General features: G+C 34.1%; 12 protein-coding genes. 1 reads left to right on the top strand and 11 read right to left on the bottom strand.

Annotation, left to right across the window (positions count from 1 at the left end; genetic code table 11):
* Positions 1–184: 184 nt before the first annotated feature.
* The 11 genes from lplA to RV14_RS08870 all read right to left on the bottom strand — a co-directional run bounded on the left by lplA (position 185) and on the right by RV14_RS08870 (position 11,769).
* The gene (lplA, locus tag RV14_RS08920) at positions 185–1,189 is read right to left on the bottom strand and encodes a lipoate--protein ligase (protein ID WP_071855916.1); all 1,005 of its coding nucleotides are present in this window, start codon (positions 1,187–1,189) and stop codon (positions 185–187) included.
* 10 nt (positions 1,190–1,199) lie between these two features.
* Positions 1,200–1,940: an MBL fold metallo-hydrolase gene (locus RV14_RS08915; RefSeq protein WP_071855915.1), complete on the bottom strand. Its 741-nt coding sequence runs from the start codon at positions 1,938–1,940 to the stop codon at positions 1,200–1,202.
* A 57-nt stretch (positions 1,941–1,997) separates the two neighbouring features.
* Positions 1,998–2,801: a DUF975 family protein gene (locus RV14_RS08910; protein WP_071855914.1), complete on the bottom strand. Its 804-nt coding sequence runs from the start codon at positions 2,799–2,801 to the stop codon at positions 1,998–2,000.
* Positions 2,801–3,883, bottom strand: a complete 1,083-nt coding sequence (locus RV14_RS08905) for a M42 family metallopeptidase (RefSeq protein WP_071855919.1) — start codon at positions 3,881–3,883, stop codon at positions 2,801–2,803. Before RV14_RS08905 ends, RV14_RS08910 begins: the two co-directional genes overlap by 1 nt.
* A gap of 230 nt (positions 3,884–4,113) precedes the next feature.
* Positions 4,114–5,379 (bottom strand): D-alanyl-lipoteichoic acid biosynthesis protein DltD, encoded by a 1,266-nt coding sequence (gene dltD, locus RV14_RS08900; RefSeq protein WP_071855913.1) that lies wholly within the window; start codon positions 5,377–5,379, stop codon positions 4,114–4,116.
* Positions 5,380–5,381: 2 nt separating this feature from the next.
* Positions 5,382–5,615, bottom strand: a complete 234-nt coding sequence (dltC, locus tag RV14_RS08895) for a D-alanine--poly(phosphoribitol) ligase subunit DltC (RefSeq protein ID WP_071855912.1) — start codon at positions 5,613–5,615, stop codon at positions 5,382–5,384.
* Between the two features lie 65 nt (positions 5,616–5,680).
* The gene (gene dltB / locus RV14_RS08890; protein ID WP_071855911.1) at positions 5,681–6,886 is read right to left on the bottom strand and encodes a D-alanyl-lipoteichoic acid biosynthesis protein DltB; all 1,206 of its coding nucleotides are present in this window, start codon (positions 6,884–6,886) and stop codon (positions 5,681–5,683) included.
* On the bottom strand, positions 6,883–8,400 hold the full coding sequence (dltA, locus tag RV14_RS08885; RefSeq protein ID WP_071855910.1) for a D-alanine--poly(phosphoribitol) ligase subunit DltA: 1,518 nt from the start codon (positions 8,398–8,400) through the stop codon (positions 6,883–6,885). The genes dltB and dltA overlap by 4 nt, the downstream gene beginning before the upstream one ends.
* Before the next feature lie 12 nt (positions 8,401–8,412).
* The gene (locus RV14_RS08880; RefSeq protein WP_071855909.1) at positions 8,413–8,562 is read right to left on the bottom strand and encodes a teichoic acid D-Ala incorporation-associated protein DltX; all 150 of its coding nucleotides are present in this window, start codon (positions 8,560–8,562) and stop codon (positions 8,413–8,415) included.
* 401 nt (positions 8,563–8,963) lie between these two features.
* Positions 8,964–11,012: an ABC transporter permease gene (locus RV14_RS08875; RefSeq protein ID WP_071855908.1), complete on the bottom strand. Its 2,049-nt coding sequence runs from the start codon at positions 11,010–11,012 to the stop codon at positions 8,964–8,966.
* Positions 11,002–11,769 (bottom strand): ABC transporter ATP-binding protein, encoded by a 768-nt coding sequence (locus RV14_RS08870; protein ID WP_071855907.1) that lies wholly within the window; start codon positions 11,767–11,769, stop codon positions 11,002–11,004. The genes RV14_RS08875 and RV14_RS08870 overlap by 11 nt, the downstream gene beginning before the upstream one ends.
* A 355-nt stretch (positions 11,770–12,124) precedes the next feature.
* On the opposite strand from RV14_RS08870, the gene nrdD reads away from it, so the two are divergent.
* Entirely contained in the window at positions 12,125–14,314 is a 2,190-nt protein-coding gene (nrdD, locus tag RV14_RS08865; RefSeq protein ID WP_071855906.1) for an anaerobic ribonucleoside-triphosphate reductase, read from the top strand.
* Positions 14,315–14,493 lie beyond the last annotated feature (179 nt).

Raw genomic sequence — 14,493 nt, 5'->3', positions numbered from 1 at the left:
TAGGTCTAAAGACAATAATAAAAAAAGAGATAAACTAAAAGTCCCCCTTGCTTTTAGCTTATCTCTCAAAATTAAATCAACAGTAACGCCCGTCTCTTAGAAAAAACACGTGAGCTTCTTCTTTTTTTAAGGCAAAATACAATATTTCATACTTTTTTCGCACATAAAATTGAAAATAAAAGAATCAATACAAAAGAGACAATAAATCTTTTACTTCAATAGCACCAAAATACTTTTTGATATCGATGGATTGAACGACTTCATTTAAAACGTTTTTGTCGTATTTTTGTCCAATCAGACGATTTTCAACATCTTGAATATCACCTAACCCAAAAAAATCACCAAAAATTTTTGCTTCTTTAATGAAACCATTTGAAACATTTAAATGAACTTCGATCGAACCAATTGAGAAACGTTTTTGTCTAGAAAAATTAAAATCTGGTGATTTACCATAATTCCAGTCCCAGTTACAATAGTAGTGAGCCGAAATCTCATTAATTTTTACCCAATCTTCTTCTTTTAAAAGATACGTATTAATTTCATCTACTGTTTCCACGCCAAATATTTTTAATAAGATTTCTTCACGAAATTCTTCAGTCGTCATGGTTTGTTTTTCTTTAGGTAAAAATGGTTTGATATTGGTGACGCGAGAGCGAATAGACTTAATTCCTTTTGATTCAATTTTATCTTTTTTCACTTTTAAAGCATTTACGACTTCATTAATATCTGAATCAAACATAATTGTTCCGTGTGCAAACATTCGACCGTTTGTTGCATACATTGCATTTCCAGAAAATTTCATCCCATCAATCACTAAATCGTTTCTCCCTTTTAATTCGGCATCGGATACACCTAATTCATGCAAAGCTTGGATAATCGGTCTTGTAACTTTCTCAAAATCACGAAATGAATCTCCGTCATCCGGCATAATAAAACTAAAGTTTAAATTTCCTAAATCATGATAAACAGCTCCACCTCCACTTAACCGACGAACAACATGAATTCCTTGTTTTTCTACATATTCTTGATTAATTTCTTCAATAGTGTTTTGGTTACGTCCAATAATAATTGACGGTTCGTTAATATAAAAAAGTAAAATTGGTTCAGCTATAGGCATTTCTTGTAGTAAAAATTGTTCAATTGCTAAATTAACACGTGGATCATGTTGATTATTAGGGACATAAATCATCGTCTTCCTCCTAGATTTCAAATATTTTATCGCGCTCAGCAAGTTCTACTTTTATCGCAGAGCCAGCTGCATGTTGTGCTTCTTGTTTCAATTGTATTAGATCTCCAAACTGTGGTAAATGGGTCAATACCAGCTTTTTAACTTGGGCGACTTTCGCTATCTCCCCAGCTTCTTTTGACGTAAAGTGTGCTTTGTGTCGTTCATTTCCGGCAAAAAGATAAGTATCCGCTAAAAATAAATCCGCCTGTTTGGCAAATGCTATAAAACTTTCTAGATAACCTGAATCGCCAGTAAAAACGAATACTTTTCCCGTTGATTTCTCCACGATTCGCATAGCATAGCAAACAACAGGATGAACAGTTTCCATAAAGGTAATTAAAAAGGGGCCTACTTTTAATTCTTCTGCTTCAAAATATTCATGTCCTTCTGATACTTCCGGCATGGTCAATTCATTGAAATGAAACGTATCTTGCGTGTGTCCATAAATAGGTAAAATCACTCCCGGCTCTTTTTCCGGATGTAACTGCCAATAATATTGCAACACACCTAAATCAGCAATATGGTCATGATGATAATGACTCAAAATCACTGCATCAAGCGCCAACGGGTCGAGGTGTTCTTCTAATTTAACTAAAGTTGAGCTTCCTACATCAATCAATAAATTAAACCCTTCTGATTGCAACAAATAGCTGGTCGTACCTTGATTTTTATAAGGATAGGCACCTAAACATCCCAAAATAGTTAATTTCATGATGAATCCTCCTTCAAAAATTGATTTTAATGCCGCCCATCATCTCTATTCATTTATTTATCTTTCTAAAAAGTAAGCAGCAGGACTTTCTTTTTCAATCCTTGCTTGTTCATAAAATCCGGCAATCGTTACATTTACATAAGCAATGACCCACAGTAATCCAAAAAACAAAGCAATGAATCCCAGAATATACCAACCGATAAAAGACAGCTGCAACAAGATGTATATTCCTATGCGGTCTTTTAATAAATACCATCCATACTTTAAACATTGCATAATCGAAAGTTCAGGATAATCAAATTTTGTCCAAGCTGCAAACTGAAACAAACCACCAATGATGCTCATCAACAAAAGAGAACCAAAAGTCATAAGCGTGGTTGTTAAAACAAAGCTAATATCTAAAACATGTTCTGATAAAAAAGATGTTGAAACTGAATTTTGTCTAAAAAGCAATTGAGTATACGTGTTGACACCGCCTATTAAAAATCCGGGTAACAGCACTAATGCATGAACGACCCAATTCATCACTCTATTAATCAAATTAATAACTAAAATAGAACCATAATACTCTTTTTGAAAGACAGCAAACAACAAATTACTTTTTGCTCTTTCGCCGCGAACAACAACTAGCGCAATATAATATAAGCCATAAGAAAAAGCAAACAACAGAATATTTTCCAATAAAAAATTACTAACCTGTTGTTGTAAATCCCCTAAAGAAAAAGACTTTTCGAAAAACATTTGTAATAAACCCGTGAGAAATAAGGAAAGAAAAACAAGCCAAGCATTGATCCCCCATTGTTGAGCCAGACTTACTCGTGCTTTTTTTCGATAATCCGAGATAGATAGCTGTTTTTCCATTATTCATAACTCCTAATCTTTTCAACCATCTCGCTATCTAAACGTTTGACTAATTCTGTAACTAATTTCACTGTATTTAAATAATCGTCTTCGTGAATAATTGATGTATGGGAATGCAAATATCGAACAGGAACAGTAATTGCTACTGATGGAACACCATCTCTTGTGAGATGCATTTGTCCCGCATCTGTTCCTCCTCCGGTAATAACCGTATATTGGAAAGGAATATTCAATTCTTCAGCTACATCAATTACAAAGTTCAATAACTTTTTATGAGGAATCATCGACGCATCAAATATTAAAATTTGCGGTCCTTTACCTAATACCGAATCTGCTTCTTTCGGCGTCATTCCCGGGGTATCTCCAGCCGTTCCCGTATCTAAAGCAAACGCAATATCGGGATTCACTAAATGGGTACTAGTACGTGCACCCCTTAGCCCGACTTCTTCTTGAACATCGCTGCCTGCAAATAAAACGTTGGGATGTCCTTCTTTTGCTAGATTCTCAAGAACACGCAATGAAACAGCTGTACCAATTCGATTATCCCACGCTTTTGCTAGCAAAAATTTTCCGCCATTCAAGCGTTTGTATTCGATAAACGGAGTAACCATGTCCCCAGGACGAATCCCCCATTCTTTGGCTTGTTTTTCACTCGTCGCACCAATATCAATAAACATCTCTTTAATGTCATAAGGTTTATTTCGTACTTGTGGGGTTAGAACATGTGGCGGCTTTGATCCGATTACTCCATGAATTATTTTTCCTTCTTGGGTTTTAATTTCTACTTGTTGAGCAAGCATGACTTGCCCCCACCAACCGCCTAAAGTTTGAAATTCTAAGAATCCTTTATCGGTAATTTTCGTCACCATAAATCCAACTTCATCCATATGACCGGAAATGTATACTTTAGGTCCTCCACCAGATCCGTGTTTTGCAATAATACTTCCTAATCCATCATAAAAAATATCATCGGCAAAATCTTTCGCATAGCTTTTATAAACTTTTCTCACTTCTTCTTCATTTCCCGGCACTCCTTTAGCTGTAGTCAATGCAATCAATAATTGTTCTTCTCTTTTATCCAAATCATTTCCCTCTTTTCTAGTATTATTAGCATGATTATACCATTTATCAAGTTTGCTTTTCATCTTATCTATTTTTTCTTATACAAAAAAAGCGAGAACTTCGAAAACTTGAAGAATAAATTTCGAAAATCTCTGCTTTTTTATGAAACACAATCTTACAAGTAGATAACAATAAAATGAACTTGTCAAAACATTATTTTTTCTAATCCCAAGTAAAGTTAGATATCTCACTAATTTTCTTCTTTCAACTTAGTTGGCAAATATCGCTGCCATTCTTTACTATAAAATGACGGATCTAGTTGATAGTTACTTGATGTTTGTGGATTTTCTAAAAATGGTTTAATTTGTTTATCTGCTGCTAGCCAACCTTTCCACCCTAGATGGATCGTATCTTCCATAAAATAAGATTGATTCGCCATTTTTGTAAAATCTGCCACTCGTTTGAATCCTTGACTCTTAAGTTGAAATTTTATTTTTTTAGCAAATTCTTGTAGCATTTTTTGAGATAACCCTGTGTATTGACTCCATTTTTGATTGACCGGTGGGATGATAAACAAAACTTCGGCATGTTCTTGAGCTAATTGATGTAAGACTAATTGAAAATCTGAAAATTCCGGCGAAAAACGGTAATCCCAATTTTTTTGTGAATTTTTAAATTTCTTCAAACGATGGTGAATGCGCCTTTCGTAAAAATCGTTTTTTAATCCAAAAGGATTATTTATTGTTTCTTTTTTTCCAATTTTTTCAGCTAAATCAACTAGTGTTTTTTCTTGGTAGTCACTTGGTAATGACTTCGTTGCCTCATCAATTTCTTTTTGTTTGCTTCTTAAACCAATTGCACTAAACACTTCATCTTCTCTTTTTAAGATATTCCATTTATTACTTAATTCATTGCGCTTCTTTTCCAACGGCAATCGACCAGACTTAATCACGTTTAACATTTCAGTTAACCGTTCATCTTTTTTAACAATTGAAAATGTTAGCAGCCTTTTTGCTAAATAACGATCCGCAGGTGTAATTTTTTTCAATGAAAGCAGCCAGTCGAGTGTTTGCAACTGTGAATAATACAGATTAAAATAATCTTCTTTGAGTCCGCCTTTCACAAACCATTGAGGCGAAAGAATAAATATAACTTTTTTGTTTTTTAACTTATCGCCGACTGAGCGCATCATAAAATACTGACTCAATGATTGTGTACCCGGAGCTCCTAATAAAAAGGGACGATATTCACGTCGATACTTTTTTGCTAACACTGAAGGATGAAATGGACTAATTCGGCTCAACTCACTTGATCCAAAAAAAGGAACGTACGTGTGATCGGATAAAGCTTTATTTTTGATCGCATCTCCTTTTAAAACATTTTCTGACATTGACGAGGAAGCTTTTTGAATAACCACAGGATCGTAAAAATTGACATGATAAAAAGTGAAAAAAACTGCTATTAGTCCAAACGCTAAGAGCAACGGACCAAAAATAGCAAATAATTTCTTTTTCATTCTTAGCCCTGCAATTCTTGCACTTGTGCGATAATTTTATTTGGTGTTCCCCATTGCTCTCGATCAAATTCAGAAACCGGTACTTGTACGTCTAATTGACCATCTAACTCAACTAAGAGTTGAACTGAAGCAAGTGAATCAAGCAACCCTTCCCCAAACAAATCAATATCTCGATCTGTTCTTATTTCTTGCGTCCCTGTAATTTCTTCTAAAATAGTTAAAATTTGTTCTTCCATCATGATCTCTCCTTAAATAATTTATACTGAAAAATGTCCTATTTTTGACGTTTTAAATAACTTAGTTACTTAAAAAAAAGCTGGTCTAAAAAGCCAGAAAAAATCAATAGACTGAAACAAACAGCTTGAAAAGTCATAAAAATAGCAAAAACGTGGGTAAAACGATTCGAGGGCAAATATTTTTTGTGTTTTTTCTTAAAACGCAGCCAGACGTCGGTTAAACAAATCAATGAAGCATGATACAATCCATAAACAATATAATACCATGTTAGTCCATGCCAAACTCCCATCAAAAGAAACAACGCAAAATAACCAACTTTAGAAGCAACAATTTTACTCTTGAACCATTTCTTTTTCATTAAAAAAAACATTAATCGCATGTAAACATAATCTCTAAACCAAAAAGAGAGCGTCATGTGCCAACGATTCCAGAACTCTTTGATATTCCAAGATAAAAATGGTCTATTGAAATTTATTGGTGTTTGATATCCCATCAAATAGCTTGTTCCTACTGCAAATAAACTATAACCAGCAAAATCAAAAAACAAATAGAGACTGTACACATAAGAATACCCTACTAATGCCCAAGAAATACCACCATTTTGCAACGCTGCTTTTGATACAGTTGGTAGTAAAACTTGTCCTAAGTAATACCCTAGAATAAATTTATACAAAAAACCCATGAAAATATTGTGAATGCCTTTTTCTAACATGTCCATATATTTGTCTGACGTTAAAGAAGCAGACTGATCTTTTTCAAATCTTCTGTAACGATCAATTGGTCCAGAAGAGATAGTAGGGAAAAAAAGTAAAAATTGAATATAGCGAAACGGTTGATACTTTTTAATTAGCCCATCTCTTATTTCCATGATCATTTGCACGGATTTAAACGTCAAATACGAAATACCTAAAAAAGCAAAAAGAGAGTCTTTCCCGTGAGCAAAAAATGGGGTCACTTTCGTTAAAAATAAAGGAAAAATGGCGACTACTACAGCAAGATAAAACCAACCGTCTTTGTTTTTCTTCTGACGGTAAGAAAAATAGAGCCAAACTAACAATGCTTGCCAAATAACATAAACAATTAATGCTACGCCTTGTTGCCAATAAACTCCGCCAAAACTGATAAACAAAAAAAATAAGGTAATGATTGTCTCATAGATCGGCAATCTTTTTCCAAAAAATAAAAACGAGAAAATAATGGGTATTAATCCAAAAATTAAAAGCAAAAAGTAAAAAGGCGTAGCATACGGAATCATATGGGAAAAGCTCATAGAGTATTCACCTCAGCGATTAATTTCTTCCGATCAATTTTTCCATTAATTGTTTGCGGTAAAAACTCAACATAATTGATTTTTTGAGGAATCATATAGTCCATGACTACATGAGCCAGTTTTTCTTTGATTGATTGAGAAAATTTAAAACTCGGTTCTTCAATTCTTTTTTCCAACACAACAAAAGCTACTAATTGTTGGACTTTGGTTCCTTGGTATTTAGGTACGACTATCGCTTGTTTGATGCGTTCATCTAGTAAAAGAGCATGTTCGATATCCCCTAATTCAATTCGATAGCCATGAAGTTTTACTTGTTGATCTAGCCGGCCTTCATAAAATAAAAGTCCTTCCTCATTTAAAAAACCAGCATCTCCAGTACGATAATTTTGTTGACCGTTTTTCTTGAAAAAAGCAGCTTGTGTTTTTTCTTGATTGTTTAGATAGCCTTTAGAAACACTAGGACCAGAAATGATAATCTCTCCAGTAATATTGATTGGAACAATTTTTTGCTCATTAACCACAACAACTTTCGTATCTTCTTTAATATAGCCAATCGGTAAACGTTCATATTGATCCAATACGCTTTGAGTAATCAAAATACTTGAAATGGCAACCGTTGCTTCTGTAGGTCCATACGTGTTATAAATGCGTGCTTCTGGGAATCGTTTCACTAGTTCTTGAGCGGTTTTTTTCGTTAATTCTTCTCCGCAAAACAAGAAAATTGAAAGATCCGGTACATGTTCGGCATTGAAAGTCGGTTCCATTAAGCAAATGTCAATGAATGAAGGAGTAGAAACCCAGACATCCAGTTGCAAACGTGTTAAAACAGAAAATAATTGTCTGAAATCTTGAATTACTGATTTTTCAAGTGGTTGCAACATCCCTCCGGAAACAAGAGCTGGATAAATCGAAAAAACGGATAAATCAAACGAAAAGGGAGCTTGCACTAAAAAACGCAATCCATTTTCAATCTGAAATTCTTGAATTGTCCAATGAATAAAGCTTACTAAATTAGTATGACTGATTTGAACGCCTTTAGGCTCGCCAGTTGTTCCAGAAGTGAAAATAATATAATAATTTTCATCTCCTTTAACCATATGTGTTGCTTCATATGCAACTTCTTCCTTGATGATTGATAATAATTCTTCTTTTGAGATAACAGGAAGATTTTGAATATCTGTTTTCCATTTGCCCACACTAATAATCAAAGATGGCTTAGCAATTCGAAGAATCGTTTCAACCCGTTCATGCGGTGTATGTTCTTCAATAGGAAGATAGGCATACCCCGCTTTTGACGCTCCTAGAAAAGAAACGATCATTTCAAACTCTAAATTACCGAATACAACAATTGGTCCTTGATTTTTCAGGTTTTTTTCTAAATAATTGGCCAACGCATCTGTTTTTCTTTTCAACTCACCATAGGTATGTTGAGCCAAATTGGTTTGATAAACCACTCGATTCGGCTCTGTTTCTCCAAAAAAATCAATAGATTCAACGATCGTATGAATAGTCATCGTCTCCCTCCTCTAAAATTCATTATAAATAAACGAGCCTCCTTGCACATTTTTATAATGATATAAATAAATCAACATAAAAAGAATCCCAGTATACAACAATGTTCGTCCAACAAAGATTGCCCAATACTTAAATTGAGGATGATTCCACCATTTCTTCATTTTAATGCTGCCTCCTAACCTCAAAATAATTTTACCCATTCTATAACCAAAACAACATTCGTTTCCCTAACAGTAATCGCTTTTTTGCTAACAATTTTGTCACAACTAAGATAGAATACAAAAAAATGATGGCTTTAACATGAATATTTTCTTAAATAAATAAAATTTTTTTCTTAAACAATCCAAATAACCATTCAGTCCATTATAGTATTTTAATCCTAAACATTAATCTATATATTTTTCTAGTAAATTTATTTTTTAAAAGAACAAAAGTAACTCGACACACTAGAAAAAATAATTTAACTTTTTCAGAGTGTGTCGAGTTATTTTTTAGCAAACAATATGAAAAATTGATTATTTACTAGCAAGAAAAGCTGCCCTTTGAACAAATCATTCGTTTTTTATTCCTCAATGATTCTACAATACAACAAACTAGTTAGGTAATAAAACAAAATATAGATAAGAATCAATAAGCTACAAATAAGATATACCAAACCGTAATTTGCAGTTTCTATATATTGTGTAAACAAGCTGATAGCAAAAATAGTATGCATGCTGCCTAAAATGATGGGTGGAAAAAATGTGATTGCGTTTTGACCAAAGATCATTCGTTTAATTTTTTTTCGTGAAATTCCTAATTTAGTCAGTAGTTGATAATTTTCTCTTTCTTCTTCGGCTTCGGCTAATTGGCGAACCATTAGCATACTTCCTGTAGCGATAATAACGATTACCCCGATAAAGATTGAAATATATGCCATTATCCCTATTCGTCGCGCAACAAGCTGTTTCATTGGGGAACGTGAAACGTAATTCATTCGTGAATCTTCATTGCTGTATTGAGTAGCAGCGCCTTTTTCAGGTTTGATTTCACTCGTTTGAATCGTGCCTGTCAATTCCTCTCCTTTGATCGCGTAAGAATAGTAGATGACGTTTTCAAAACTTGGTGGTAGTTCATTCATCAAGCGCTCATTTGTTTTTTCTTCAATTTCTTTTTGAATTTCCCAATTAACCACCTGATAATTAAAGCCTTGTAGTTTAGCAAAGACTGAATTGCTAACAACTAAAGTGGGACCGGAATAACACATGTAACTATCTCCTAAAAAGCTAGGTAGTGTTGCTTGAATGTCTAATTTTTGATGTGGCAAATAAAAAGTTGAGCCATAAATGGCGAAATTTCTAAAAACGTTTTTCATCCCCTCTAATACTACCGTACTGTTATCAGAAGTTAAATTTAACTTTGGGATTTTAGGATTAAACTGGCGAAACGCATGGTATTCTTTCTCAGAAATCACATTAACTAGCTGAAATTCTTTCTCTGTAGCTGTTCCTTCTGTTTGACTGATAAAATAGCTTCCGATTACTTTGTAGTTCAGTGTCAATTCTTTTTGTATTGTTTGATTTTCTCTAACTAGTATCGGTCGCATTTTCTTTGCCGTCTTGGTATCCATTTGATAAGAAACGGGGGTAGACATCTCTACGCTTTTAGTCATTATAGCAGCTACACTCATCATTCCCCCAATCATAACTAAAGCAATTCCTATAACTAAAGTAATCAGGGAATTGATACGCCAGCTTTTAAGAAGATGAATTTTGGTATTTCCAATAAGCAAAAAATTGATTCCTTGATATTTTATTTTCGAACAATTAATCATTTCCAGTAATACACGTAGGGAAAAACAAAAGAACAAATACGTACCACTCACGCAAAAAAGAATAATTATTATGAATAACAAAAAAAGGAAACGAAAATCTTGGCTATAATTAAATTTTGTTATAAATTCCCGAAAATGGACAGCAAAAAAGTAACTACTAGAAATTAATAATAAACCTAATGTTCCTAATAGGCGATGCCTTGTGCGGACTCTTAGCATTGCGCTTTGAGTATGATCATACATTCCAAAACTGCGTATAGTTGGAAAACGCCAAATTAACCATAACGAATATAAAGAAACAATCGATAAAATCAAAAAAAGTAAAAGAACCGTTTCAAAAATTGATGGCACGGAAATAAAAAACAGACTCGTTAGTTTCATTTTCATCATTCGAATTAAAATCATAGAAAATAATTTAGAAAAAATAATTCCTAAGATGATCCCTGAGAGACACGCAACCAGTCCAATCGCCATCGTTTCCAGTATATAAATGATGGAAATCTGTATTTTCTTAACACCAAATAATTGATAGATGCCGATTTCTTTTTGCCGTCTGTTTAAAAAGAAGCGATTGGCGCTAATGACAAAAAAAAGCAAAACAATCATAATTACCCAGCTGCCAATATTAAAAAACGTATTAAATAATACATCTGTGTTCGTTCGCCTGCTCAATAACCGATCATAAGTGATGGCGCTGAAAGAATAGTAGATCATTGTTGACAAGGTTAAACTAAAAAAATAAACAAGGTACCCTCTTGACTGTTGCAAGAAATTTTTAGCAGCCAGCTTATAAAGCATTTAGTTTTCCGCCTCCTCCAATCGTTGCCTGCATGTCAATCACCCGTTCAAAAAATTCATTTCTCGTGCCGCTGCGAACCACTTCAGAAAAAATCACCCCATCTTTGATAAATAAAATTCGATTACAATAACTTGCTGTATATGGATCATGAGTGACTAGCAAAATTGTTGACTTTTCAACTTGATTCATTGTTGTTAAATAATTTAGCAACTCAGTAGCTGATTTAGAATCCAATGATCCTGTCGGCTCGTCTGCAAAAATCACTTGAGGACGAATGACTAGCGCCCTAGCAGCAGCAATTCGTTGACGCTGTCCGACAGATAATTCATCTGGATAGCGTTTCAAAATCTCTTCGATATCCAATAACTGTGCCACGTGAAGTACTCTTTTTTCCATCTCTTCTTTAGAGATTCGCTCAACGGCTAAAGGAAGTAAAATATTATCTTTAGCATTCAATGTATCGATCAAATTAAATTCTTGAAAAATAAATCCTAATTTTTTTCGTCTAAAATCACTTAATTCATTAGTTTTCATTTTCGTAATTTCATTTCCTTGAATTAATACACTACCCATCGTGGGCAAACTGATCGTTGAAAGTATATTCATCAATGTTGTTTTTCCTGCACCGCTGGGTCCCATGATACCAACAAATTCTCCTTTGGCTATTGCAAAGGAAATGTTGTCCAACACTTTTACTGCCGAAAGCTTATTTCCGTAGCTTTTACTGACATGTTTTACTTCAATCATTTTATTCATGGCTTTCCTCCTTGATTTTCTCTTATCTGAATAGTAGCATACTCCGTTTATTTTTGCTCTTTCCTTTTCATTGCATCATTGAATCTTCCTATAATTTTATCTTTTTATTGAGTGAAATAACCTTCATTAAAAAAATTTTTTATTCATCTATTTTTATTCATGTGCCTAACTGATTCAAATAAAAAATCCTATAAGTGTACGTTTTCACTTTTTTTCAAAAAGAAATATACACAACATATAGTATATACATCCAAATATACAACTATCTGTATACTATATATAGCTATTCTTTAGTTGATCGATGTGTATTTTTGTTTTATGATAGACAAGAAGAAATTAGCAGGAGTTGAATAAAATGAGTGTACAATTTGAAGAGAAAGTGGAAAAACCACTGCATTCTAAAGCAGAAAACATAACAATTATTAAAAGAGATGGACGACGTGTAGAATTTGATGAAACAAAAATCAATGAAGCGTTAGTCAAAGCTGAAAAGAAAATTCATGGTTCTTTGTCGCCTCTTACCTATGAAAAAATCCAAATAATTGTTGAATTAGTTGTTCAAGAAATCAAACGCCGCTTTACGGATAACGTTAAAATTTATGAAATCCAAAATATCGTTGAACATATTCTTTTAGAAAAAAATGAATATGAGTTAGCAGAAGAGTATATTAACTACCGGACAAAACGTGATTTTGCAAGAAGTAAAGCGACAGACATCAACTTCTCCATCAAAAAATTAATCAACAAAGATCAAACGGTGGTTAACGAAAACGCCAATAAAGATAGCAATGTCTTTAATACGCAGCGAGATTTAACTGCGGGTATCGTCGGAAAATCTATTGGATTGAAAATGTTGCCGCCACACATCGCTAATGCTCATCAAAAAGGAGATATTCATTACCATGATTTGGACTATCATCCTTATACGCCTATGACAAACTGCTGTCTAATAGACTTTAAAGGCATGTTGAATAATGGTTTTAAAATTGGGAATGCTGAAGTTGAATCGCCAAAATCCATTCAAACAGCTACGGCACAAATTTCCCAAATTATTGCTAACGTGGCTTCTAGTCAGTATGGAGGTTGTTCTGCCGATCGAACGGATGAACTACTTGCACCTTTTGCTGAACTTAATTATCAAAAACATTTAAAAGATGCCAAGGAATGGATCGAAACACCAGAACGGCGTGAAGAATACGCAAAATCGAAAACTAAAAAAGATATTTTTGATGCTATGCAAAGTTTAGAGTATGAAATTAATACTCTTTTCACGTCAAATGGGCAAACACCATTTACTTCCCTTGGCTTTGGCCTTGGTACTAATTGGTTTGAACGAGAAATTCAAAAAGCCATTTTACAAAACCGCATGAATGGATTAGGCAGTGAAAAACGTACCGCAATCTTTCCTAAATTAATTTTTACATTAAAAGACGGCATAAATTTAAAACCAGCAGATCCGAACTACGACATCAAACAACTCGCACTAGAATGCGCCACCAAGCGAATGTACCCAGATATTTTGAACTACGATAAAATCGTGGAATTAACAGGAAGCTTCAAAGTTCCAATGGGGTGTCGCTCATTCTTACAAGGCTGGAAAGATGAAACAGGCCAAGAAATCAATGTCGGAAGAATGAATCTCGGTGTTGTAACGTTAAACTTACCACGCATTGCAATAGAAGCTAAAGGCGACCAAGAAAAATTCTGGCAGATCTTATCCGAACGTTTAGCAATCATGAAAGACGCTTTGGTTTATCGTGTCGATCGTTGCAAAGAAGCAATTCCAGCCAATGCACCTATTTTATATATGTATGGAGCATTCAGTAAACGACTTTCAAAAACAGATGCCGTAGATGAATTATTCAGAAATCGCCGAGCAACAGTTTCTCTAGGCTACATCGGTTTATATGAAGTTGCCGCAGCTTTTTATGGCGGAAAATGGGAAAGAAATCCTGAAGCTAAAAACTTTACATTAGATATTATAAAAGAATTAAAATCAAAAGCAGATGCTTGGAGCAATGAATACGGCTATCATTTTAGCGTATACTCTACACCAAGTGAAAGTTTGACGGATCGCTTCTGCCGCTTAGACACAGAAAAATTTGGTAAAATCGAAAATATTACCGATAAAGAGTATTACACAAATAGTTTCCATTATGACGTAAGAAAAAACCCGACTCCTTTTGAAAAACTTGATTTTGAAAAAGATTACCCAAAATACTGTTCTGGCGGTTTTATACACTATTGCGAGTACCCCATGTTGCAACAAAATCCTAAAGCGCTAGAAGCCGTCTGGGATTATGCGTATGATAAGATTGGATATTTGGGAACCAACACCCCCATTGATCGTTGTTACAAATGCGGCTTTGAAGGAGACTTTAAGCCAACAGAACGAGGCTTTGAATGTCCTGAATGTGGCAATCATGATCCGAAAACTTGTGATGTCGTTAAAAGAACTTGCGGCTATTTAGGTAATCCTCAAGCACGTCCTATGGTGCATGGCCGTCATAAAGAAATTTCTGCTCGTGTGAAACACATGAAGTAATTTGCGATTATTTCTAATTAAATAAGACGACGGAATAAAAGTAAATTTAGCTGTCGTATTTCTTTTAAAGAGACAGTAAAAGCAACAAAGCTTCGCCGATGTTACAAAGGCAAAACGAGAGCTTCTCACCTTGTTTCTTAAAGAAAGCCTTGTTGTTTCTATCTGCCGTTTATTCTTTG

This window comes from Enterococcus ratti (genome assembly GCF_001886195.1).
GTDB lineage: Bacteria > Bacillota > Bacilli > Lactobacillales > Enterococcaceae > Enterococcus_B > Enterococcus_B ratti.
This window is presented reverse-complemented; position numbering and strand designations above follow the sequence as displayed.